A 25164-nucleotide genomic window follows, 5' to 3' on the forward strand; every position below is an offset into this window, starting at 1 on the left:
CGAAGCCTACACGCTCACCGCAAGGTTAGTGTTAGGTATTTCACCATCTTCTACTATTCTCAGCCAAGCTGCACAGTAAGCCGAGATCCGATCGAGTGTCAAGCGTCCTCAAGTCTGCGGGCCATCCCTAGGGTCGATCAATGCAGGCGGACAACTGAGTACAATGAGAAAATCCTTTCGTGCGATCGGTATTTGTGTCTGTGTCGGCAAATCAAGCTCCCATCTTCATCTTAGTTGACGGCCACTCTCTGGCCTTTCGCTCCTACTTCGCCTTTGCCAAAAGTCGAGACGGAGGCTTGCGAACGACAACAGGCATTCCCACCAGCGTCTGTTTTGGCTTTCTCAAGTCGCTGCTGGAAGTAATGGCGGCCCACGACCCCCAGTACATGGCGATCGCCTTTGACCTCGCCACGCCCACTTTTCGCCACGAAGCAGACGACACCTACAAAGCCGGTCGAGCCGAAACACCGGAAGATTTTAAGCCGGATATCAAAAACCTGCAAGAACTCCTCACCTATTTGAATTTACCTGCAATAACTGCTCCCGGCTACGAGGCGGACGATGTTTTAGGAACTTTGGCAAACAAAGCCAGCGCGGCCGGTTATCAGGTCAAAATCCTCACGGGCGATCGAGATTTGTTTCAATTAGTAGAAACCGAAAAACAAATTAGCGTATTGTATTTGAGTACGGATGAACTCAGGCGATCGGGCAAAGGCAAATCCCAAGAATACGGCCCGGAAGAAGTCAAAGCCAAACTCGGTATTTTGCCCGAACAAGTAATAGATTACAAAGCTTTGTGCGGCGACAAATCCGACAACATCCCCGGAGTCAAAGGCATCGGCGACAAAACCGCCCTGCAATTGCTGGAAGCTTACAATTCCCTCGATGGAATTTATGCAGCCATCGACGAGATTAAAGGAGCAACTAAGAAAAAGCTAGAAGAAGGCAAAGAAGCTGCTTATCATTCTCAGCGCATGGCGACAATTGTCCAAGACGTGCCATTAGAAATCAACTTAGAAAATTGCCAGCTTATAGGTTTTGACGAATCAGCCTTGATTCCCATGCTGGAAAAGTTGGAATTCAAGACATTTTTAAGCAAAGTTAAACAAATTCAAAAGCGCTTCGGCGGCGTTGAAGAGAAGGAAAAACCCGAAGAATCCTCGTTCCCAGGCTCTGCCCGGGAACGCATATCCAGAGGCTCGGCCTCGTCGGAAAACACCCTAGAACAGCCATTGGAGGGTGTAAAAGAGCCAGTGGAGGGTGTAGAAAAGCCCTTGAAACAGGGCGGGCAAGATGCCCACCCCACCTCAACTCAAACTTTTGAAAATTCAGCAGAAGATGTAGATTTCTATACTCTCGAAGAAACTAACGCAGATAGGGAGAGAAAAAAAGCCGCTCAGCAACAGAAAAAACCGCCAATTAAACCCCGAATAATTGAAACAACCGAACAGTTAAACGAATTAGTCCAACTGCTGCAAACCTTCACCGACAAAGCCTCACCCGTGGCGTGGGATACCGAAACTACCGCCATCGAACCGCGAGACGCCGAATTAGTCGGAATTGGCTGCTGTTGGGGAACCGGTGAACAAGATGTAGCTTATATCCCAACCGGACACAAAACGGGCGCAAACTTGGACAAAGCCACAGTTTTAAATGCTTTGCGTCCGATTTTGGAAAGCGAGAATTATCCCAAGGCGCTGCAAAATGCTAAGTTCGATCGATCGATCCTGCGCTGTCAAGGAATTAAACTAGCAGGAGTCGTCTTCGACACCATGCTAGCCAGTTACGTACTCAATCCTGAAACCAGCCACAGCCTCAGCGAACTGATAAGAAAACACTTAAAAGACTTAAAATTTACTCCGCAAACTTACAGGGAATTAGTACCAGCAAAAAACCAAACAATTGCTGACATCAGCATTGAAGAAGTAGCCGACTACTGCGGCATGGATGTTTACACTACATTTCAGTTAGTAGGTAAACTTAGAGAAGAATTGAAGGAAGCTGATAAAACTAGCTTTCCCAAAAAAACTTTGGAGGGGTTATTGCTGGAAGTAGAACAGCCCCTAGAACCAGTTTTAGCAGAAATGGAATATTGCGGAATTCGCATTGATTCAGCGTATCTGCAAGAAGTATCGCAACAGCTAGAAAAGAGCTTAAAAGAAATAGAAGAAAAAACTTATCAAGCAGCGGGGAGAAAGTTTAATTTAGGTTCCCCGAAACAACTCAGCGAAATCTTGTTAGAAAAAATCCCGGATGAGTTTCAGAAAAAGTCTCGCAAAACAAAGACGGGATACTCTACAGACGCCGCCGTATTGGATAAATTGCAAGGAGACCACCCGATTGTAGACGATTTATTAGAACACCGAACATTATCCAAGTTGAAATCAACTTATGTCGATGCTTTGCCGCAGTTAGTGCGTGCGGATACCGGGCGAGTGCATACAGATTTCAACCAAACTGCAACGGGTACGGGAAGGCTTTCTTCTTCCAATCCAAATTTACAAAATATTCCCATCCGCACCGAGTTTTCGCGGCAAATTCGCAAAGCTTTTTTACCCGAAGCAGGTTGGCTGATGGTGTCGGCTGACTATTCTCAAATTGAACTGCGAATTTTGGCTCATTTGAGTCAAGAACCTGTGTTAATTGAAGCTTATCAAAATAATCGAGATGTGCATACCGTGACGGCTCAACTGTTGTTTGAAAAGGAAGAAATAACTCCCGACGAAAGACGGTTTGGGAAAACGATTAATTTTGGGGTAGTTTATGGTATGGGGGCGATCAAGTTTGGCAAATCGATGGGTAAAACTTCAGCAGATGGCAAGGAATTTATTCGCCGATTTAACGAGCGTTACAGTAAAGTTTTTGAATATTTGGAGAAAGTAAAAAAAGAGGCGATCGCCCTCGGATACGTTACCACAATACTCGGCCGCCGCCGTTACTTAAACTTCGAGAGCGAAAGCCTCCGCGACTTAAAAGGCCGCAATCCCCAAGACATTCACTCCGATCGACTTAAATCTGTCAGCAGAGATGACGCCCAATCTTTGCGGGCGGCAGCCAACGCTCCCATTCAAGGTTCCAGTGCTGATATCATTAAACTTGCCATGATTGAAGTACACAAAATTTTGCAAAACTATCAGGCGCGGCTGCTGCTGCAAGTTCACGATGAATTAATCTTTGAAGTCCCTCCCGATGAATGGGAAGAATTGCAGCCGAAAATTAGAAGTGCGATGGAAAATGCTCTGCCACTTAGCGTACCGCTGATAGTTGACATCCACGCTGGGCAAAATTGGATGGAAACTAAATAAAACACAGAAATATGAGCCAACTTAAAATCGCCATTTTCCCAAAAATAAAAACCTTAAGTGCAGTTGCTCTGCTATTGCTACTATTCGGGTGTCCACAAAAGTTAGCGCCCAACAACTATGCTGTCAAGCGAGTTAGCGACGGCGACACCCTTGTCGCCAGTGATGCCGCCGGGAAAGATATAAAAGTGCGTTTTGCCTGTGTAGATGCACCGGAAGTCGCGCACACAAATGCTGAGAAAAATAGCAAAGCAGTAGCAAAAAAAAATCAATTTAAGTGGGGAAATCTAGCGCACCAAAGAATGCAGCAGCTAGTCAAACAAGGGGGCGGTCGCGTTGTTTTGACCGTCACTGATACTGACCGCTACGGCCGCCAAGTTAGCGAAGTTCGCTTGCCAAATGGTACATTTGCCCAAGAAGTCTTGACCCGCGAAGGATTAGCAATGGTTTACCGTCCTTACTTGAAAAACTGTCCGAGTGCAAGTATTCTGGAACAAGCAGAAGCCGAAGCTAAGAAAAATCGCCGCGGCGTTTGGGGTGATTCCAAGTTTGTGCCAGCTTGGCAATTTAGACAGAACGGCAAATGAGCGAAATTTTGATTTTCTGGTAATTGTTCTTTATCTAAGAATCCCCATGTTAGAAATCACCGTAAAAAACAACGCTATCTGTTTCGGTAAACACTTCTCCCTGAATTTTGAACGCACTTTGCGGATACCCGACGACGGTAAAACCTATCCCTTACCGCCGGGATTAGGCAAGTTTCCAGTCTGCAAAGTTGATGACTACATTTCTACAGTACCTGAAACTTGGAAAGAACACGGGGGCGTGTTTATTCCCATGTATCAACGGGAAGCTTTGTGGATTTATTTTAGAGGCGTTGATTGGCGGCCCAATGCTGTTAAAATTGCTGTTGGTAAAATCAATGCCGTTTCAGGCAAACCTTGGCAGCAAAAACTGCAAGCTGATGACCAAGATTATGTCATTTGTCCCGCTCAACCCTGGTTAGATGGTATCAATGCTGGTGAAGGTTACATCCGCCAATTTGTTGCTATGCCTCTCGGTATGGGTTACACTGTCGAAGGACAAGTAACTGGTAAAGAAGAATTTGGCGGCATTCAAATCATTGTATTCGATCCGAAACCAGGGTTATTTCCAGAAGAACCGCCGCCCTCAAAATTACTGAGAGGTAGAGGCTTTAGTGATTTTGCACCTATGGCTTGTGCCACATTTGGTGGTGCGGAAATGGGATTAGCAGCAGGTGGTAAAATGAAACAAGAAATTTATCCCGATAGTTACGGTATCAACACCTGGGACGAGACAAATTTCGGCAGAGTATACGTCCACATTGTTAATAGCATGATGTATCGGGAAATCACTGGTAAAGAGCCGCCAAACACGCCAGTTACTGCCAAAACTTACAGTCAATACAATCTTCCTTGGTTCGACCTTTACGACGAACAAAAAGGCTCTGTCGCACCCTCAAGTATCCTTTCTCAAGTCAAGTCTGTCAAAGAGATGGACGAAAATCAGGGATTTGCACCGCAGCAAGACGATACATCTGTTGACATTCCTCAAGCACAAATTAAAAAGCTCAAAGTCGATCCCGATGGAGTCAGAGATGGCAATTGGTAGTCTACTAGCAGAATCTCGATTGTATAGAGGGACAATTCATCAATTGCCTTTGTAAATAGACAGTGCTGCATCAGGCCTGCTAAATTAGACACTACCTGTCGCAGTAAGGCGCGCCGAGACGTACCCTACCGATAGATTCTTTGTGCAAATCCAATCAATTAGCAAAAAATTAACCTTAAGGGACATCAATGAATTTCAAACATCTGGTTATTTCCGGCATGGCTCTGCTCCTCGGTACTGCAATCGTAGGAAATGCTATTGCTCAAGAACTGACCAACGACCAAAAAACGGTTGTTTGTCGCTTGAAAACAGAAGTTGACCAGCGGAAAGGCAACGGTCAAAAATTAGTATTTGTGCCGTTGCTGGGCCAAGTTCGCAAGCAAGTTTCATCTCCTTTTAGAGCAACACTGCATCCTAATGTGGAGTATGTTTTTGTTGCCACTTGCGACGGAAATTGCCAGGATTTAAACTTATCTCTCAAGGATGCCAGCGGTCAGGAAATCGCTGTGAGTCAAAAAACAGGCGAACTGGCGTCAATCTCTTTTACTCCCCCATCCCAAGGCGAATATCAAATCAGTGCTAAGCCTGGGGAATGCACGACGGCGGAGGGTTGCAGTTACGGCCTGGGAATCTTCGTTCCGGCAAGTGCTAGCGTACCTAATGCTTCAAGAATTCCTGCGGAGATAGCACAATTTCGACTTTGCCAGTAGAGGAACAGGGATAGAGTTGTGGGTTGCGAGTAGAGTAGAGTTTTCAATCAGAAATCTAACTCATAACTTGCAACTTATAACTCGCGACTTATATCGCAACCACGCCCGACGGTGAGTAGGTTCTTAATTACTTGAATTATCTGAAACCATGCCTTTGACCGAAAGCATCCAGGATAGAAGCCCCCGGATTCATCCGTGGGGTCAAGGCTTCAATCTAAAATCTAAAATCTAAAATCTAAAATCTAAAATCGATTGACAGGTTCTTCCTTTTTGCTTATTTTTACTCTGAGTGACTTGCCCTGCCCTTCGACTTCGCTCAGGAACCGCGACTTGCCCGATCGCATCGCCGAAGGGAAAAGAGCCGAAGGCAGCCGAAGAGCGTTATTCCTTCTGCTATAATTTGTTACGCATAATTCCTGCAAACTCTCAAGCCGATCGAGCTGTGGAACCCTGCAAAGGCCCAATAACTGCCGAAAGCTGGCTTGAAGCCAGAACTTTATTTACCCTCGGGCAGGCATCAATTAGAATATAGATGGTGCCTCTCAAAGGTGACGAGTACATTGCCCATGTCTTTAACCTTAGCTTTGAAAAATCAACTGCAGAACCGTCCTCAAATAGGGTTGAAAAGTCTGTTGGGCCGCTTAGGTATCAGGCAGAAAATCGGCTGCGGATACGCCTTGGTCATTAGTATTGCCGTTTTGGGTGCTGTGGCGGGACGGGGAGTAGAATCCTATCACAAACAGCAAGTTAGAGAAAAACTAGCGCTCGACCGAGATAAAGCGGAAATCCTGACAAACCTCAACAACACGGTGCAGGAGGTCAGAATTCAGCAGCAAGAGCTCGCGAGTCTGACTGCCCAACCGCAAATTTTCGATCGCCAACGCTCGGAATTCCTGACTCGCGTTGCTCAGATGAGCGGCATCCTCGAACAACTGCAAACCCTACCGCCGACGAAGAATGCCGAGGTTGCCAAAGACTACGAACTGCTTCAACAGTTCGCTCAAACCAACGGCAAAACCGTAGAATCATACTTTCAACAAGTACAAAAATTGTTGGCGGCTGCCAAATTATCTGCTTTGAATCCGCAACAGCAGCAGGCTTTGGGGCGGAACTTGAACAATTTTGTGGCGGGCGAAACTGCTTTGAAACTCAAACAGTTTTCCGAGGATTCAGCTCAACTGGCCGTCAACTTTCGCGAGAAAGCAGACGAGGCATTGAGAACCTACGAAAATGCCGAAAAACTCGGAACTCTCATTCTCGTTGGCTCTCTCTTGATATCAGGTGCGATCGCAGCAATTCTAGCAGCATACACCAGCGGGGCGATCGCTCGCTCCTTAGAAGCCACCACCCTCATCGCTCAGCGAGTGACAGAAGAATCTAACTTTGACCTGCAAGTACCCGTCACGACTTCCGACGAAGTGGGAAGGCTAGCAATTTCCCTCAACGAACTAATCCAAAGAGTAGCCGAATACACAGAAGAATTGCACGAAGCAAAAGTAGCAGCCGAAGCTGCCAACCGCTCGAAAAGTGCATTTCTTGCCAACATGAGCCACGAACTACGCACCCCCCTCAACGCCATCATTAACTACAGCGAAATGCTGCAAGAAGATGCCCAAGATTCCGGTTCAGAAGACTTTCTCCCCGACTTAGAAAAAATTCAAACCGCAGGCAAACACCTGCTGGATATGATCAGCGACATCCTCGACATTTCCAAAATAGAAGCCGGTCACGTCACCCTTTATTTGGAAAACTTCGACGTGGCGACCATGATTGAAGAAGTGATGACTACGGCTCAACCGCTAGTAGAAAAAAAAGGCAATTCTTTAGCACTGAAAACCAAAGGCGAACTCGGCACAATGTACGCCGACCAACCGAAAGTGCGGCAAATTCTCCTCAATTTGCTCAGCAATGCTGCCAAGTTTACCGAAAAAGGCGTCATTACTATCGGCGTGGAAAGAATTAAAATTGAAAAATCAAGACCGACCAAACAAAATAAAAATAATGATATTCACTCTGGTTCAAGCTACACTTCTCAAGTTGTAATGTTTCGAGTCAGCGACACCGGCATCGGCATGACAAACGAGCAATTAGAGCAGATATTTAAACCTTTTACCCAAGCTGATGCTTCGACTACCCGCAAGTATGGAGGCACGGGTTTGGGATTGACAATTAGCCAGCGTTTGTGTCAAATTCTTGGCGGCGAAATTAGCGTTGAAAGCGAGGACGGTAAAGGTTCAACTTTTATTGTCAGTCTCCCGGAACGGGTTGTGATGCAGGCATGAAGTCAATCGATTTTAGATTTTAGATTTTAGATTTTAGAATTGAAGCATTGACCCCACGGATAAATTCGGGGGCTTGTATCCTGGATGCTTTCGGTCAGGCAAGATATGGATTTTGACACGGATATACGGATTAATTATTCGAGCATTCGTCAATAGTCAGGAGGCAGATATTCCAGGAAAAAGAAAGAGGGAGGAAGGAAGAGGAAAATTTTAAAATGTATTGATATATCAATTATCACAATAAAGAATAATTAACAACCAGACCCGGACTAACCCACAGACTCTATCTGTAGCTGCGCCGTGTGAACCTTACATATAGGGGTTCTGCGTAAGTTTTGATAATTCCCAGGTCAAAACCTGGGAATATAGCAAGCCTAAAGAACAAAGCCTTGTACAACAGTAGTTTTCAAGACTCCTTCAAAAGTGCGTTCTGTCTTGTCCACCAGCACAACGACATTGCGCCCGTTCGGAGACAAACGAACTTCTCGGATTGAATAAGAGAACACCCAATCTTGAAAATTGTTCAGCGTTCCGAGGACACGCTGCCGACCGTTATGATTAATTACAAGACGCATGGCCGCGCTTTCTCTGCCAGCCGAAGCATTTTTTTGCCGCTGTTCTAGGCGAATTTGTAAAGGCTTTGCTGTATTGACTTTGACGGCGACTGTCTCGCTTCCATTGGCTCCGGGAGTACGAGAAATAATGTTCAGTTTAGTTCCAGCTTGAGGAGGAGTTAACTTCAAAGTTTGCCTGCTATTCCAACTTTTTTTAAGCAAGTCATCTTCTGCCATTTTAGTGCTTTTATTGGAGTCGGGCTCGCCATATTTAGTTTCGATACACCCATTTCTGATGCAGGAATTTGCAGCAACTTGGACAATTTGCAATTCTGCTTTGGGAATTCCCGCGCCTGTATCTCTGGAACTTTCTAGATACAAGTAGTAATTGCTGTCGGCGGAAAAACCAGACATCCGGTGTGCGGCACGCCAGGTACTTGCCAAAGCTTCAGGGGCTAGTGCGATCGCGGCACTTGCTATAATTCCTAACGAAATTAAAGGTACAATTTTCATAGCTATCTTTTCCATGTGTGAGAGTTATAGCGGCTGTTATTGATGAGTAAAACAATAACGCTTCGGGTTTCGCTATAGGACTGTGACGCTTCTCAAGTCCTCTCTCCTATTTACCGAAAAATTTGGTCTAAAGCCCCGTCCTAGAAGGACGGCTTTTCCTCTTTAAGTGTATCAATCCAGTCCTCTACAAGTTGGGTCATTGTTTTTTCTTTCTGTTTGGCAATTCTCCGCAACTTCTCTAGCCGACTCACGACAATCCGAATGCTTAATCTTTCTTTAATCATTTGGCTACCTAACTGCTACCCGTTATGATATCATAATTAGCATGAAAACATTGAAGTTCAAGCTATATCAAAGCAAGCGGAATAGACACCTCAAGCGAAGCATCAATGCCGCCGGAGTGATTTATAACCATTGCATTGCACTTCACAAACGGTACTACCGGATGTGGGGTAAGCACTTGAATTGCAGCACACTTCAAAGTCATATCGCCAAACTCAGAAAGCGTAAAGCATTCTGGCAACAGGTTGGATCTCAGGCTGTACAGGATATCTGTCAACGCATTGAGAAAGCCTATCAACTGTTCTTTAAGCATCACAAGAAAGGAGTTAGACCTCCCGGATTCAAGAAAGTTCGCAGATACAAATCGTTCACTCTCAAGCAAGCTGGCTACAAATTATTAGGCGGCAATCGAATTAAGATTGGGAATCGCGTTTATCAATATTGGAATTCCAGAGAGATAGAAGGGAAGGTTAAGACGTTAACCATTAAACGCACGACAGACGGAGAGTTGTTCATGGTTGTGGTCGTTGACAGCGTTGAAGAACCTGCAATGAAAGTCGAGACGAGTAGAATCGCTGGCTTTGATTTCGGATTAAAAACGTTTCTCACTTGCTCTGATGGAACAAAAATCGAATCACCGCAATTCCTAAAACAATCCCTCAGCGCTATCAAGAAAGCAAATCGTCAGCATTCCAAAAAACGAAAAGGCTCAGCAAACCGGGAAAGAGCAAGACTCAATCTAGTTCGCAAACACGAGGACGTAGTGAATCGTCGCTCTGATTGGTTCTGGAAATTAGCTCACGAACTAACTGATAAGTTTGACGTGCTGTGCTTTGAGACTTTGAATCTAAAAGGAATGCAACGACTTTGGGGGCGTAAAATCTCAGACCTTGCATTTGGCGAATTTCTCCAAATCCTCGAATGGGTTGCCAAAAAGAAAGGAAAACAAGTAGTTTTCATCGACCGTTGGTATCCGTCTAGCAAGACTTGTTCTCATTGTGGACACGTTCTGAAAGAGTTGGATCTGTCGGTTCGTGAATGGCGCTGCCCGTCCTGTCAAAAGGTGAACGACAGAGACGAAAATGCAGCTAAAAATAACTTGCTTGTTTTCCTTGGTGGGGCATCAACCGTTAAGTTAGGTGATGTTAGACAGGCTATGCCTGCAATTGCTGTTTGAGCTTAGAATCCCCTCGCCTGAAGGCCCGGGAGTATGTCAAATGAGTGTTTCTCCATTTTCCGCAGCAGGAGACTGTTTAAGAATGTGCAGTTTTTTCAAGTGGCACTAGAAAGCATTTTTAATGTGAGAGTTGGTCTTATCTCACATCTTGCACTATTCTCAAGAACAGGCAAGATGCCTGTTCATAAAAAGCTTATTGACAATGGTGCAACATCTCAGTCCTATCCAAGAGTCCAACTTTTAGGCGCGGCAGTTTGCTTTTCCTTGCGAGAAACTGCTACACAGGACGGAAATACCTATCTCAAGATAGGGGAACACCGATCCGCCCCCTCTCCGCAACTCCCTACAATGACAATTGTACGGGCGATCGAGCAATTGCCTCTACAGCAATCATCATTTTTAATGCAGGGAATTAAAATTTATGCAACCGAATAATCCAAACCAATTTACCGAAAAAGCCTGGGAAGCCCTCGCCCGCACCCCCGAAATCGTCAAAGCAGGTCAGCAGCAGCAGCTAGAAAGCGAACATTTGATGAAAGCTTTGCTGGAACAAGAATCGGGACTGGCTAGCAGCTTATTTAACAAAGCGGGAGTTTCTGTAGCAAAATTGCGCGATCGCACTGATGAGTTTATCAGTCGCCAGCCCAAAATTACTGGAAGCGGTGGCAACGTTTATCTAGGTCGTTCTCTCGACACTTTGCTCGATCGCGCTGAAACTTATCGCAAAGAGTACGGCGATGAATTTATTTCGGTCGAGCATTTGATACTAGGTTACGTTAAGGACGATCGCTTCGGCAAAAATCTACTACAAGAATTTAAACTATCTGAAGCTAAGCTCAAAGATATCATTACCCAAGTCCGGGGGAACAACAAAGTGACTGATCAAAATCCAGAAGGCAAATACGAAGCGCTGGAAAAATACGGCCGAGATTTGACAGAAGCCGCGCGTCAAGGCAAACTCGATCCGGTAATCGGACGCGATGACGAAATCCGCCGCACGATTCAAATTTTGAGCCGTCGCACCAAGAATAACCCGGTATTGATTGGGGAACCGGGAGTCGGCAAAACTGCGATCGCCGAAGGACTCGCCCAGCGAATTATCACCGGAGATGTGCCGCAATCTCTCAAAGACAGACAATTAATTAGCTTAGATATGGGCGCGTTAATTGCCGGGGCAAAATTCCGGGGAGAATTTGAAGAACGCTTGAAAGCGGTGCTCAAAGAAGTGATGGACAGCAACGGCAAAGTCATCTTATTTATCGATGAAATTCACACCGTTGTCGGTGCCGGTGCAACTCAAGGATCGATGGATGCGGGCAACTTACTTAAACCCATGTTAGCGAGGGGAGAATTGCGCTGTATCGGCGCTACAACTCTCGACGAATATCGCAAGTACCTCGAAAAAGATGCGGCACTAGAACGCCGTTTTCAACAAGTTTATGTTGACCAACCAACAGTTGAAGATACAGTCTCGATTTTGCGGGGCTTGAAAGAACGGTATGAAGTTCACCACGGCGTTAAAATTTCTGACAGCGCCTTAGTGGCGGCGGCTACTTTGTCTACTCGATATATTAGCGATCGCTTCCTTCCAGACAAAGCCATTGACTTAGTGGACGAAGCAGCCGCTAAACTCAAAATGGAGATTACCTCCAAGCCGGAAGAACTAGACGAAATCGATCGCAGGATTTTGCAGCTAGAAATGGAAAGACTGTCGCTGCAAAAAGAAAGTAATGCTGCTTCGATCGAACGCTTGGAAAGACTGGAAAAAGACTTAGCAAACCTCAAGGAACAGCAAAGCGCTTTGAATGCCCAGTGGCAATCGGAAAAAGGTGTTATCGGCAGCATTCAAAAGATTAAAGAACAGATTGATAAGGTGAATATTGAAATTCAGCAAGCTGAATTAAAATATGACCTTAACCGCGCTGCTGAGTTGAAATATAGCAAGTTAACTGAATTGCAAAAACAATTGCAAGAAGCAGAAGCTCAACTTTCAGCAACTCAAACCACAGGTAAAACTTTGCTGCGGGAAGAAGTTACAGAAGGTGACATTGCCGAGATTATTTCCAAGTGGACGGGAATTCCGATCAGCAAGTTGGTTGAATCGGAAATGCAGAAACTTCTGCACTTGGAAGATGAATTGCACAAGCGGGTAATTGGACAGGATGAAGCGGTGACGGCTGTTGCAGATGCAATTCAGCGATCGCGCGCAGGTTTAGCCGATCCAAATCGTCCGGTTGCGAGTTTTATCTTCCTCGGCCCCACGGGTGTTGGCAAAACCGAATTAGCCAAAGCATTAGCGTCTTATTTGTTCGACACCGAAGAAGCGATCGTGCGAATTGATATGTCGGAATACATGGAGAAACACGCGGTTTCCCGATTAATTGGTGCGCCTCCGGGATACGTCGGCTACGATGAAGGTGGACAATTAACTGAGGCTGTGCGCCGCCGTCCTTACTCCGTGATTCTATTCGATGAAATCGAGAAAGCGCACCCGGATGTATTCAACATCATGCTGCAAATTCTGGATGACGGCCGCGTTACCGATGCTCAAGGTCACACAGTAGACTTTAAGAATTCTGTGATTATTATGACATCGAATGTCGGCTCTCAATACATCTTAGATGTGGCGGGAGATAACGAACAAATGCGGAGTCGGGTGATGGAAGCGATGCGGGGAACTTTCCGCCCGGAATTCTTGAACCGGATTGATGAGATGATTATCTTCCACGGTTTGAGTAAGGCCGAACTGCGGCAGATTGTGCTGTTGCAAGTTAAGCGCTTGGAAAAACGGTTAGCCGATCGCAAAATGTCTCTGAAATTGTCGGAATCTGCGATCGACTTCTTAGCAGAAATTGGTTACGATCCGGTTTACGGTGCGCGGCCTTTGAAGCGGGGAATTCAGCGCGAGTTGGAAACGCAAATGGCGAAGGGTATTTTGCGGGGAGATTTTGCTGATGGTGATACCATTTTTGTGGATATCGAGAATGAAAGGTTGGCGTTTAAGCGGCTGCCGGCGCAGTTGGTGACTGCTAAATAATTTGAGTAGGGTGGGCTGCGGCCCACCTTATTTTTTTTAGGCGATGGTTCTTTTTTTTTACCGCAGATGCTGCACCATTTTCAATAAGCTTTTTATGGGCGGGCTCGCGTGCCCAACCCCTACTCCCCACAAGAAATAATTTTTCTTGTGGAACAGGCATCTTGCCTGTTGCTGACCTTGGTACCCGATGTGAGTTTAACCGCAGATTTAGGCTGATAGAGGCGGATAGACGCGGATGAGATTGCGGGCGATCGTTCTTAAGGGCGATCGCTTTCTGATTTATCTTTTTTCTGTTCTTGGCGTTCTCGAACAGATTTCGTCAGCAGGTACGTTGCCAAACTGCTAACGGATCTGCTGTCTTCTTCTGCCCATTCTTCGAGAGCTTTTTGAATCTCTTCTGGCAAGTATGCGGTAACTCGTCCCCGTGAAGCCATTCGTTGTACTGCAAAACATTTCAACAAACTCCATCTTACGCCGTGGCCATCGCTTAAGGGCGATCGCTTTCTGATTTATCTTTTTTCTCGTCTTGGCGATCTCTGACTGCTTTAGCTGCGACATGGGAGAGAAGGTTTGCAAGGGTTCTATCTTCTTCTTCGGCCCATTCGGACAAGGCTTGATGAACGTCTTCTGGCAGTGTAACTGTGACTCGCATTCGTGAAGGCATAGGTGGGCACGGTTTTACTTCAATTGTCTTTAATTTTACACTCTAACATCATTTTATATCTTTTTATGTCATTTGCATCTAATAACATCAAATGATGCTATAAGTGTATATAGGGTTCAGACCCTAAAAAGTCAGAAGCCAGCCCCTTACTGTCCAAGGTTCCGGGCTGGCTCTGGCTCCAAAAATAGCAATGGAGTGTATTCAATTATGACTTATAAAGACCGCTTGCACTGTTGGGCGATCGCCCGTTTGTTACCCTCTGAGCAATGGATAATTGTTGCCCGCTTCCGCAGTCGTTCTGACGCAGACGGCCATTTTCAGTTTTTGCGACAAACTATACCGCACGTTAAGTTTGAGGTTGTGTTCGATTTAAAGGGGGAAAGTAATCGTTTGGAGGCATTGCGCGAGATCCCTGACAATATCCTCACTAGCGCGTTATAGATTGTAATTTTTCCGCTAGTTTCTGTTAGCTCAAGTTGGCGATCACACTTTTTTTGATAAGTGCGATCGCTCCTAATTCTGGTCATAGCAATTCTGACAATTCTTGTTTGAGTTGTTCGAGCGAAATTCCACCTTCTGTTTTCAGTCTTGCCCTCGATTCTTGTAACATAGCGATAAAATTAGGATTCAAGCTGAGGCTGACTGTTTCCATATCAGCATCTCGAATGGGCACCAACACTGCCGCAAGTTCACCGTCAACGGTAAGAATGATTACCAATAAACTAGGTTTATTGCCGATCGCCAACTGGTAGGATGGCGTAAATAGGTCGATCGCACTCCTGAGCGGGCTGCCCCCAAAAAGGTTACATTGTATTTACTGCTTTGGGGCAAAACACCAAGATTAGCAAGGAGAACAACGCTTTTAGCAGTTTCGTCTCCGCGCCGATGGCTCCAGGTGGGATAATCGCCCTCGCGGGTTCAATAACCTCTACTTAACAGGCGATTCGATCGATAATAGTTTCAATTCTGGGTGTATGGAAGCGACTACGAGGGCAGGAATGCAAGGCCTGGGCAATTCTGCAACAGCAGTGCAGCCAGGAATATCATCGCCAGCAACCAGGCAATTATTGGGGAGAATGATGCTTGGCCTAAACCTCAATCGCTTAACTTCGCGATCGGGGAGGGAGATTAGGCAAAGAAGATACAGTAAAATTGATGCCGCAGAGGAAAAGTATTCAGATATAGCGCAGTATCTTGCCTGCGATAGTTCCCCATTAAAGTTTTTAAGGCAAGAGTTTTGGGAGTATTTCCATCTTAGCAGTTTGGAAATACTCCCCTTACACCTTACTCAAAAGAAATCAAAAATGATTAACATTGACGGCTACCAGATTCTCACTCAAATTTACGACAGTATCAACTCCACGGTTTATCGGGCTTTGCGACAACTCGATAACCAACCCGTTATCCTCAAATTCCTCAAAGAAGACTATCCTACACCTTCGGAACTGGTTCGCTATAAACAAGAATATGAAATTACTCGCAATTTGAATCTCGATGGGGTGATTAAGGCTTATGAATTAAAACCCTATCAGCGGACTTTAGTCATTATCCTTGAGGATTTTGGCGCGTCATCTTTAAAACTGTTGATCAATGAGCGTAGGGAAGCAGGCACGCACGCATTGCCCCTACTGGAATTTCTTAGCATTGCTATTAAAACGGCTGAGATTTTAGGCAGTATTCATGCTGAAAATATTGTCCATAAAGATATTAACCCCACGAATATTATTTTAAACCCAGAAACCGGGCAACTCAAAATTATTGATTTTGGTATTTCTACAGCCTTAAATCGCGAAAACCCCACCCTGAAAAATCCCAATGTTTTAGAAGGTACTTTAGCTTATATTTCACCAGAGCAAACGGGAAGAATGAATCGTTCCCTAGATTACCGCACCGACTTTTACTCCCTCGGCGTCACTTTCTATGAGTTACTAACGGGACAACTCCCTTTCCCCACAAATGATGCCCTAGAATTAGTGCATTGTCATATCGCCAAAGTACCGGTAGCAACCAATATAATTAATCCAGAAATTCCCAAACCCGTGTCAGATATCGTGATGAAACTGATGGCAAAAACGGCTGAGGATCGATACCAAAGTGCTTTTGGAATCAGAATTGATTTAGCAGAATGTTTGCAACAGTTACAAACAAAAGGAAGTATAGCAGATTTCTCTCTGGGTACTCAAGATATTTCCGACCAGTTTCAAATTCCCCAAAAGCTCTACGGGCGCGAGGCGGAAGTTGAAGCCTTACTGACAGCTTTTGAGCGAGTAGCGGACAATTCCCAATCCCAAATAGAAATGATGTTAGTAGCGGGTTATTCTGGCATTGGCAAATCATCCCTAGTAGCCGAAATTCACAAACCAAATACCCGACTGCACGGCTATTTCACCGCAGGCAAATTTGACCAATTTCAAAAGAGTATTCCTTACTCGGCTGTTGTCACAGCCTTTAAGGGATTGGTGCGGCAACTATTAACTGAAAGTGAAGCACAACTTCAACAATGGCGCGAAAAACTTAGAGGTGCTTTTGGTGTTAATGGTCAGGTGATTATTGATGTAATTCCCGAAGTAGAACTGATTGTCGGCGCACAGCCACCCGTGCCAGAATTAGGGGCGAGCGATTCGCAAAATCGGTTTAATATTGTCTTCAGTAACTTCATCCGAGCCTTTTGCACAAAAGAGCATCCCTTAGTCATATTTCTCGATGATTTACAGTGGGCAGACTCCGCGACACTCAAGCTAATTGAACTGATGATGACAGATGCAGATATGCAATATCTGTTTTTAATTGGAGCCTATCGGGATAACGAAGTGAGCCAGACGCACCCCTTGATGATGACGCTGGATGGATTGCTCAAAGATGGAGCCACTATCAATTATATTACCTTAGCACCTTTAGAAATAGAAAATATTAGCCAACTGATTGCCGATACATTATATAGGGACCCTGATTCGGTAAAACCCTTGGCAGAATTGGTAATGAGGAAAACAGGTGGTAATCCATTCTTTGTCAATCAGTTTCTCCAAACTCTGTACGCGGAAAACCTGATAATTTTTGATTTCCCGGAGCAGAGTTGGCAGTGGAATATTGACAAAATTGAGGCACAAAATATTACCGATAATGTTGTAGAATTGATGATAGGCAAGTTAAAGAAACTGCCGACGCTCACACAGCAGGTTTTACGTTTAGCATCTTGTATAGGTGCTTCTTTTTACTTAAACACTCTTGCGATCGTTAGTGAAAAACGCAAAGAGGTAATTTTTTCTGACTTAGTTGTGGCCGTTCAGACCGGATTCATCTTGCCCACATCAGACTTAGATGAAAACCTATTAATTCAAGATTATAAATTTCTGCATGACCGGGTACAACAAGCGGCTTATGCTCTGATTGATGACAATCAGAAAAAAGCGGTTCATCTTCAAATTGGGCGGCTGTTGCTAGCGAATGTATCTGCTGAGCAACTACCGGAAAAAATATTTGAAATAGTCGATCATTTAAACTTAGCTGGGGAATTGATAACTGATGAAGCAGAACGGGTGGAATTAGCACGATTGAACTTGGAAGCGGGGAGAAAAGCCAAAGCTTCAACGGCTTATGCCGCTGCTTTAGAGCAATATTTTACTACGGGAATAGAGATGTTGCCGGGAGATGCTTGGCAAGAGCATTATGATTTGACATTTAGTTTATATCGACAACGGTCTGAATGTGAATATTTATGCGGTAACTTTGAAAAGGCAGAAGAGTTATTTGATTTGATATTAACTCAGGCTCACTCTAATTTAGAACGAGCAGCAATTCAGAATATGCGCGTAATTTTTTATGATTATACAGGCAAATATTTAGAAGCTATACAAATAGCTTCAGACACCTTAAAAACTTTGGGAGTCAGTTTGCCGATCGCTAATAAAGCAGAAATTTTGTCAGAATTTGAATTAGATTTACAGTTATACAGAGTTAGTCTCGAAAGAATCAAGATAGCCGAGCTAATTGATGCACCAAAGATGATTAACTCAGAAATAATAGCCTGTATGAAGCTTTTAGAAAATCTTAATGGACCTACTTATTTTACTAACCAAGACTTGTGTGCTTTGGTCTCACTCAAAATGGTCAATCTTTCTATTGCACACGGCAACTCCGAGCACTCAGCTCATGGATATGCTTACTGGGGAGTTATGGGAGCTGCAAGATTAGTTGATTATAAGGTTGGTTATGAATGGGGTCAATTAGGCATGAAGCTGGCCGAGCAGTTTAATAATGCTAGTTTATCTTGCAAAGTTCTCGATATCTTCGGTGGTCATATTAATCCCTGGCGAAGCCATCTTAAAAAAGGTATTCCTATTCTTAGAAATGGCTACCAAATAGGTGTAGAAATTAGAGATATTTGGGCGGCTTATACTTCTTACCATTTGGTTCTCCAAAGAATTATAGCTGGGGAAAACTTTGACAGTATTCTTGATGAGTCTAACAAATATCTTGAGTTTAACAAGCAAATTAAAAATTCTGCTTTGGTTGGTAGTCAGCAATTATATCAGTATTTTATCTTTAATTTACAGGGATTAACCCTGGACAAATTTTCTTTTAGCGATGAAAAGTTTGATGAATATCAGTGCCTCCAAATCTGGGAAGAAAAAAAATTTATGACGGGAATAGTGCCGTATAACCTATTTAAAACACAAATTTTCTTTTTATATGGAGATTATAAAAATGCTCTGAAAACCGCAATAAAAAGCGATGAAATTATCGTTTTTATTACAGGTATACCCAGTCAAGCCGACCATTATATGTACTATTCTTTAATTTTAACGGCTCTTTACCCAACTGCTACCAACTCGCAACAGCAGGAATATGAGGAAATTTTAAAAGTCAATCAACAGAAGATGAAAATTTGGGCAGATAACTGTCCTGAAAACTTCCTGCACAAATATCTACTGGTAGAAGCGGAAGTTGCTCGCATTACTGGTAAAGAAATAGAATTAATATGGGACTTGTACGATCGCGCCATTGCTTCAGCTCATGAAAATGAGTATATTCAGAATGAAGCTTTAGGCAATGAACTGGCAGCTAAGTTCTGGCTAGGTAAAGGCAAAGAGGAAATTGCCAAACTTTATATGAAAAAAGCGCATTATGGCTACCAACTTTGGGGGGCTAAGCGTAAAGTAGAGGATTTGGAGGAGAAATATCCGCAGTTGCTACCCAAGGTATCTGCCCAGAAACAAACTGATTTGCAGACTACTGCTATTGGCACAGCTTCTTCAACAACTGGAGGAAGTTCCAATATAGACTTGTCCACAGTTATCAAAGCTTCCCAAGTTCTTGCTGGTGCAATTGTCCTTGACAAATTATTAGCAAAATTAATGAAGATTTTGCTGGAGAATGGAGGCGCACAAACAGGTTTACTGATTTTATCAAATAATGGCAAGTTAACTATTGAAGCGACTGGTCAATTCGATCCCCCCAAGGTGAAAGTTTTGCAATCTATTGCTGTTGAAGCCGGCGACGATATGCCAGTGGGAATGTTTAAATATGTCGAAAGAACTCTGGAAGATATAGTGCTATCAGAGGCTACGAAAGAAGGTGTATTTATTAGCGAACCCTATATGATAAAAAATCAGCCTAAGTCAGTCTTATGCGCTCCTATTATTAATCAAGGTAAACTGATCGGCATTCTATATCTAGAAAATAATCTGACTACGGGAGCTTTTACGCGCGATCGCCTAGAAATTCTCAAAGTCCTCTCTTCTCAAGCTGCGATTTCCATTGAAAATGCCCTGCTATATCGCACTTTAGAAGATAAAGTTCAAGAACGCACGGCTCAACTAGCTGAAGCGAATCAAGAAATTAGCACCCTGAATCAGAAATTAAAAGCAGACAATGTTCGCATGAGTGCAGAACTCGATATTGTCAAACAACTGCAACAAATGGTGTTGCCAAAACCGTCAGAATTAGAGGCAATTGAAGGCTTAGAAATAGCTGGTTTCATGAAAGCTGCTGACGAAGTTGGCGGCGATTACTACGATGTATTGCAACAAGATGGCAAAGTAAAAATTACCATTGGCGATGTCACGGGACATGGTTTAGAAAGTGGCGTGTTGATGATTATGGCACAAACGGCGGTCAGGACGCTTCAGAAAATGAACGAAACAGATCCAGTGAAGTTTTTGGATGTCCTCAACCAGACTCTTTATGATAATCTCCAGCGCATGGACTCCTCTAGAAATATGTCTCTAGCTATCTTAGACTATGCCGGAGGTGTCCTGAAATTAAGCGGACAACATGAGGAAATGATTGTGGTGCGCGCTGATGGGAAATTGGAGTGCATAGACACTATGGATTTAGGCTTTCCCATTGGCTTAGTAGAAGAGATTGGCGACTTTATTGCTCAAACAGAAGTGCAGTTAAATCCTGGGGATGTGGTGGTGCTTTATACTGATGGAATTCCGGAAGCTATAGATATTAATAAAGCGCTGTACGGATTAGAAAGGTTGTGGCAAGTGGTGGTTGAAAATCGTCACCGCTCTGCCCAAGAAATTCGGGAAGCTGTGATTGATGATGTGCGGCAGTATATTGGCGATCAGAAGGTTTTTGATGATATTACTTTGGTGGTGATTAAACAAAATTGAGGTTTTTTTATAAGAGAACATTCTCTGTTTTTACGAGCGATATTCATAGGTAAAAATGCTGACAATATCCACTTCTGTTAGTTGTATTTATTTCTGGGGATTTACAGCAAATTCTGGTTTATTACCCCTAGCTCGGCGGTTTAAACCGCTACTAGGGCAGTTACGCAGGCACGGTATATGCAGCGTGCCTGCGTAACTCCTGCTAATTCAATTCCGCACCATCACAGACTTAATTACAGCATTCGGCTGATACTTATTAGTCTGATAAAACCCCCCTTTACCAGGGCCATAAACTCCCGCAAATTGTTTCCCATCAGCCTTGGGAACAAACATAATGTTTCTAGTGGGTTGCTTGGCAAATACAACCCCTTCTCTCATTTCATTATCCACGTTATAAGATAAAGTAGCCTTGCCGTAAATAGCCTCGGCTTGTTTCAGAGTCATTCCTGGGCCGACGCCCTGAACTGTTTTATAATTAGAATTTTCAGTCATCAAAAGTTCAATGACATCCGTATCTTTTAGCTTTGTACCCGCAGCGTAGATAATCCGATATTGCACTTTTCCCGATCGGCTGACAGCCACAGCATCAAAGTCTACCATAAAAGGAGACTCTACCTTAAACTGCGCCGTGGAACCCAGAGTCTTTTTCAATTGTCCGAAAGTCATCCCCACCTTCGCCGCTCCAATTGTGCGATCGGAAATTGTTAAGCTTGCAGCAGGTGTTTTTTGAGCAGCATTTGCCGTTTCCCCCAGCTTATTTGCACCCCTAGGCGCAATAGCGGAACCCGGAACCGAAATTAAGGTGAGGTAACTGCCGATCGCCAATAAAACAGCTATCATTGATCCAGACAAAACTTTAACATTCAACATGACTAATTCTCCTAGATTTCAAATGCGGCTATCTACCCGCATCTTTTTGACTATCCTGGGCCTCACCCTCCTAGTTTGGATTCTCAGAGGTGTTGGTATCTTGACATTCATTCCCGGTGGTGTGATCTGGATACTTATTTTGTTGTCTTTTGTTGCGGGTATCCTCAGCACTTTACTCCGCAGGTAAGCCGGCATCCGGTAATTAATAATAGTTTTTTGACTGTTCACTGTTCACTGTTCACTGTTCACTGTTGTCATAACAAATAACAAATAACAAATGCCCAATGCCCAATGCCCAATGCCCAATGCCCAATGCCCAATGCCCAATGCCCGTTATTTTAGTTTCATTGCCTTTCCCACTGTTACATTTAACTGAGCGCCGATCAGCATCACCAAAGAAGAAAGATCGAGCCACAGCAGCAACACAATAAAAGTTCCGATCGTGCCGTAAGTCCAAGTGTAATTGCCCAAATGCAAAACATAAAACCGAAATAAAGCTGAAAAGAGCGCCCACAAAATAGCAGCAAAAACAGCTCCAGACAAAATAGGAATATCTGGTTGACGGCGGCTAGGCCCGTAGCGGTAAACAAAGGCAAAGGCAAGTGATACAATTCCCAAAGAAATCGGCCACCGCCACAGCCGCCAAACACCTAACAGTTGGGACTCTAAAGGGCAATTGCCGACGAGTAGCAAGCAATTTTGAACATCTTTTAAATCGCAATTGGCAACGGACTCCAGCAGGCAACTCTGGCGGGCAATAGCTTGCACAATTAAGTCGCTGACAAATACTACTCCCGATGCCAGAATTAATAGTATAATTGTACCGATACTCAGCGCCAGAGAAATAAGTTTTGCTTTCCAAAATGGTCTAGTTCGATCGCTCGGAATTTCATGGATGCGATCGAGTGCAGCCATCGCCGCGCTCATTACTCCAGAAAATGCCCAAATCGCCCCAAGAAAGCTCACAGAAAACAGCCCTTTACTGCGAGTTAACAGAATTTCTTTGATTAAGCCACCAATCAACTTCCGCACGTCATCGGGTATAACTTCGCCCAAAAGACGGGCGATTTGATAAAGTGTTGACTGCAAAGGTTCAAAGATAGCGATCGCAGATAAGATAGCCAACAGCCCCGGAAACAGCGCCAGCATAGAATTGTAGGCCATTTCTGCAGATAGTCCCGGCAAGCGCTGTTCTCCCGCCTTCGCGCCGACTTCCTTGAGTGTGCCCCAAGTCAAACACCGACAAAACAGCCAAAATCCCCCAAATTTCCGTTTGAGTGCTCGAAGCAGCCTCAAAAATGCCTGAAACAAAGCTAAAATCAGGTAGCGCAACCAGTAAAAAATGTTCATAGCGCACAGGCAATGGGGCGAAAGATGAGGTACACAAGTCGTTAATTAATTAAGGCATTATCAACTCGCAATTGCCAATTCCCAATTCCCCCATCTAAAATCTAAAATCTAAAATCTAAAATCTAAAATCAATATTATGGCTCAGGATGTCAGACAGTGGTTAGATGAAATCAAGCGGCTGCAACAGCAGTTAACAGAAGTTTCGCGCGATCGAGATGAGGCCGGTGAAAGTGCCGCTCAGTGGCGCCAACTATACAATACCGAAGCCGAGCAGCGGCGGAATGATGCTAAATTAACTCAGCAAACCATCGCTTCTCTGGAAGCACAAATAGAGCAATTACAAAATTTTTCCCCCCTTGTGCCCGAAGGCGACGATGCTGGAGTTGCTCGCCAGCAGGAAGTCGAACAACTGCAAACAGTAGGCGAACTTAAAGCTAAGTTAGCAGAAGTTCTTCAAGAGCGCGATCGGGCGATCGAACAAGTTAAACAACTAACTCAAGCCCTCAAACAAGAAGAGGCCCGTCACGCCGAAACTAGCAAAAATTTAACTAGCGCCCTCGGAGATGCGGTTGACTTGCTCACGAAAGCCCAAAATCCTGCCCCTGCAAAAACGGAGACAGTATATTCTTTAGAAATAGTACCTACTCGCACTGCAAATCCTGGCGAAACTGCTCTGGAAATCCGCCAAACTTCTGCCCCAGGCAAAAATCCCGCCCAACTTCCACCTTCTAAAAATCAGTTACTCGATTTACCGCCCTTTGGGAATTAGGAGTTACAAATTCAGGAATTGTCGGCATGGCGAGTCCCCTTAGCCGGTGGGATTTAGTCACCGATGCGTTGTTGCTTTTCCTGCAATTAAGGGGCATTAATTTATCAGCTTCTTTAGGATATTCAATTCCGCTTATATCGGAATGATTAAACCACAGAGGACGCAGAGGATACAGAGGAAGGGAAGAGAGATGAATAATTCCGATGAAGGGCTGAGTTGATATTATTCCGCATCTACGGATGGTCTACTAATCGATGTAACTGTACTATATCCCAACCTATAATCTGCATTCAAAATTTTGAGGACTGCCAAAATATCTTCCTTGCGTCGTACCAACCTACAGTCTTTAGATAGAACTTAATCGAGCTAGATTCTACTACTATCGACAACGACTGATGCACGAGGAAACTTCATGAAGGCAGAGATATCCATAGTCTGGAAAAAGATTCAGAGCATGATCGACGGCTTTATGATCATGCTGCCTAATATTGTGCTGGCGTTAATTGTCTTTGCAATTTTTTACTTTGTGGGTAGGCAAATTAAGAGAGTTGTCAGGCGAGTTACCCGCCACCACCACCAAGCTCGGAATTTGGGGCTGGTGTTAGGACGGTTAGCCCAGAGTGCGATCGTTCTAGTTGGTCTGTTTATTTCTCTTTCGATTGTAATTCCCACATTGAAAGCTGGCGATTTGGTGCAACTGCTGGGAATTAGCGGGGTGGCGATTGGTTTTGCCTTTCGCGATATCTTGCAAAACTTCTTAGCCGGTATCCTAATTCTGTTGACGGAACCGTTCCGAATCGATGACCAGATTGTGTTTAAAAACTTTGAGGGAACGGTAGAAAATATTGAGACGCGCGCTACAACAATGCTAACTTATGATGGTCGCCGGATTGTCATTCCCAATGCCGAATTGTTTACGAATTCGGTGACAGTGAATACCGCTTTCGATAAACGGCGCACGGAATACGATTTTAGTATTGGTTACGGCGACGATATTGATTGCGCCAAGCAGTTAATGCTGGAAGCATTGTACAGCATAAAGGAGGTGTTGAAAGATCCTGCACCCGATGTGCTGGTGCTTGAGCTAGCAGAAAGTACCGTCAAGATCCGCGTTCGGTGGTGGATTGCTCCGCCGCGCCGCATTGACGATATGCGATCGCGCGACAAGGTAATTTGTGCTATTAAAAAAAAGCTTGTGGAAAACGGCATCGATTTGCCTTATCCGACGCGACAAATTTTGTTTCATGACCAAACCGAAGAAACCGATGGCGATCGCTCCCAGCAGCGCGAAGGATGGCCCGCAGGCAAAAGTAATGTTCCGAAACCTCGTCGTATGGGCCGCTCTTTGCGAAAATTTACCCAAGGGCGATCGCAACAAGACGACAACGGAAAATCTTAACGG

At 44.4% G+C, this 25164-nt stretch carries 19 protein-coding genes; 12 read left to right on the top strand and 7 right to left on the bottom strand.

Going from position 1 to position 25164, the window contains the following annotated elements:
- Positions 1-179: 179 nt before the first annotated feature.
- The 5 genes from polA (at position 180) to QUB04_RS00185 (ending at position 7926) form a co-directional block, all read left to right on the top strand.
- Positions 180-3305, top strand: coding sequence for a DNA polymerase I (gene polA / locus QUB04_RS00165; protein WP_333279786.1), 3126 nt, complete (start codon positions 180-182; stop codon positions 3303-3305).
- 11 nt (positions 3306-3316) lie between these two features.
- Positions 3317-3889: a thermonuclease family protein gene (locus QUB04_RS00170; protein ID WP_333279788.1), complete on the top strand. Its 573-nt coding sequence runs from the start codon at positions 3317-3319 to the stop codon at positions 3887-3889.
- 46 nt (positions 3890-3935) lie between these two features.
- Positions 3936-4934: a hypothetical protein gene (locus QUB04_RS00175; RefSeq protein ID WP_333279790.1), complete on the top strand. Its 999-nt coding sequence runs from the start codon at positions 3936-3938 to the stop codon at positions 4932-4934.
- Positions 4935-5122: 188 nt separating this feature from the next.
- Positions 5123-5644, top strand: coding sequence for a hypothetical protein (locus QUB04_RS00180; protein WP_333279792.1), 522 nt, complete (start codon positions 5123-5125; stop codon positions 5642-5644).
- Between the two features lie 566 nt (positions 5645-6210).
- Entirely contained in the window at positions 6211-7926 is a 1716-nt protein-coding gene (locus tag QUB04_RS00185) for an ATP-binding protein (RefSeq protein WP_333279794.1), read from the top strand.
- 374 nt (positions 7927-8300) lie between these two features.
- On the opposite strand, the gene QUB04_RS00190 is transcribed toward QUB04_RS00185, so the two are convergent.
- Both QUB04_RS00190 and QUB04_RS00195 read right to left on the bottom strand, forming a co-directional pair.
- On the bottom strand, positions 8301-8993 hold the full coding sequence (locus tag QUB04_RS00190) for a DUF2259 domain-containing protein (RefSeq protein WP_333279796.1): 693 nt from the start codon (positions 8991-8993) through the stop codon (positions 8301-8303).
- Positions 8994-9133: 140 nt separating this feature from the next.
- Positions 9134-9277, bottom strand: a complete 144-nt coding sequence (locus tag QUB04_RS00195; RefSeq protein ID WP_333279798.1) for a hypothetical protein — start codon at positions 9275-9277, stop codon at positions 9134-9136.
- A 41-nt stretch (positions 9278-9318) separates the two neighbouring features.
- Between QUB04_RS00195 and QUB04_RS00200 the strand changes: the two genes are divergently transcribed.
- From QUB04_RS00200 to clpB, 3 genes are all read left to right on the top strand, one after another.
- The gene (locus QUB04_RS00200; RefSeq protein WP_333279800.1) at positions 9319-10452 is read left to right on the top strand and encodes an RNA-guided endonuclease TnpB family protein; all 1134 of its coding nucleotides are present in this window, start codon (positions 9319-9321) and stop codon (positions 10450-10452) included.
- Between the two features lie 174 nt (positions 10453-10626).
- Positions 10627-10887: a hypothetical protein gene (locus tag QUB04_RS00205; protein WP_333279802.1), complete on the top strand. Its 261-nt coding sequence runs from the start codon at positions 10627-10629 to the stop codon at positions 10885-10887.
- A complete protein-coding gene (gene clpB, locus QUB04_RS00210; protein WP_333142609.1) occupies positions 10874-13489 on the top strand; it encodes an ATP-dependent chaperone ClpB in 2616 nt (871 codons plus the stop codon). The genes QUB04_RS00205 and clpB overlap by 14 nt, the downstream gene beginning before the upstream one ends.
- Positions 13490-13746: 257 nt before the next feature.
- Here the strand turns inward: clpB and QUB04_RS00215 are convergent, their stop codons facing one another.
- Together QUB04_RS00215 and QUB04_RS00220 are read right to left on the bottom strand one after the other, a co-directional pair.
- The gene (locus QUB04_RS00215; RefSeq protein ID WP_096829277.1) at positions 13747-13923 is read right to left on the bottom strand and encodes a ribbon-helix-helix domain-containing protein; all 177 of its coding nucleotides are present in this window, start codon (positions 13921-13923) and stop codon (positions 13747-13749) included.
- Positions 13924-13976: 53 nt separating this feature from the next.
- Positions 13977-14153 (bottom strand): ribbon-helix-helix domain-containing protein, encoded by a 177-nt coding sequence (locus tag QUB04_RS00220; RefSeq protein ID WP_333124348.1) that lies wholly within the window; start codon positions 14151-14153, stop codon positions 13977-13979.
- 207 nt (positions 14154-14360) lie between these two features.
- On the opposite strand from QUB04_RS00220, the gene QUB04_RS00225 reads away from it, so the two are divergent.
- Positions 14361-14594 carry a hypothetical protein gene (locus tag QUB04_RS00225; RefSeq protein ID WP_333279804.1) on the top strand — a complete coding sequence of 78 codons (234 nt, stop codon included), beginning with the start codon at positions 14361-14363 and terminating at the stop codon, positions 14592-14594.
- A gap of 82 nt (positions 14595-14676) precedes the next feature.
- Here the strand turns inward: QUB04_RS00225 and QUB04_RS00230 are convergent, their stop codons facing one another.
- Positions 14677-14871, bottom strand: a complete 195-nt coding sequence (locus tag QUB04_RS00230) for a hypothetical protein (protein WP_333279806.1) — start codon at positions 14869-14871, stop codon at positions 14677-14679.
- 586 nt (positions 14872-15457) lie between these two features.
- Here QUB04_RS00230 and QUB04_RS00235 point away from each other — a divergent pair.
- On the top strand, positions 15458-20773 hold the full coding sequence (locus QUB04_RS00235; protein WP_333279809.1) for an AAA family ATPase: 5316 nt from the start codon (positions 15458-15460) through the stop codon (positions 20771-20773).
- A gap of 207 nt (positions 20774-20980) precedes the next feature.
- On the opposite strand, the gene QUB04_RS00240 is transcribed toward QUB04_RS00235, so the two are convergent.
- Complete coding sequence (locus QUB04_RS00240; RefSeq protein ID WP_333279811.1) at positions 20981-21643, bottom strand: hypothetical protein; 663 nt, start codon at positions 21641-21643, stop codon at positions 20981-20983.
- 333 nt (positions 21644-21976) lie between these two features.
- Complete coding sequence (locus tag QUB04_RS00245; protein ID WP_333279813.1) at positions 21977-22993, bottom strand: YihY/virulence factor BrkB family protein; 1017 nt, start codon at positions 22991-22993, stop codon at positions 21977-21979.
- Between the two features lie 136 nt (positions 22994-23129).
- On the opposite strand from QUB04_RS00245, the gene QUB04_RS00250 reads away from it, so the two are divergent.
- Together QUB04_RS00250 and QUB04_RS00255 are read left to right on the top strand one after the other, a co-directional pair.
- Positions 23130-23762: a hypothetical protein gene (locus tag QUB04_RS00250; protein ID WP_333279815.1), complete on the top strand. Its 633-nt coding sequence runs from the start codon at positions 23130-23132 to the stop codon at positions 23760-23762.
- Positions 23763-24174: 412 nt separating this feature from the next.
- Positions 24175-25161: a mechanosensitive ion channel family protein gene (locus QUB04_RS00255; RefSeq protein ID WP_333279817.1), complete on the top strand. Its 987-nt coding sequence runs from the start codon at positions 24175-24177 to the stop codon at positions 25159-25161.
- Positions 25162-25164 lie beyond the last annotated feature (3 nt).

The sequence above is a fragment of the Microcoleus sp. D2_18a_B4 genome, assembly GCF_036702475.1.
GTDB lineage: Bacteria > Cyanobacteriota > Cyanobacteriia > Cyanobacteriales > Microcoleaceae > Microcoleus.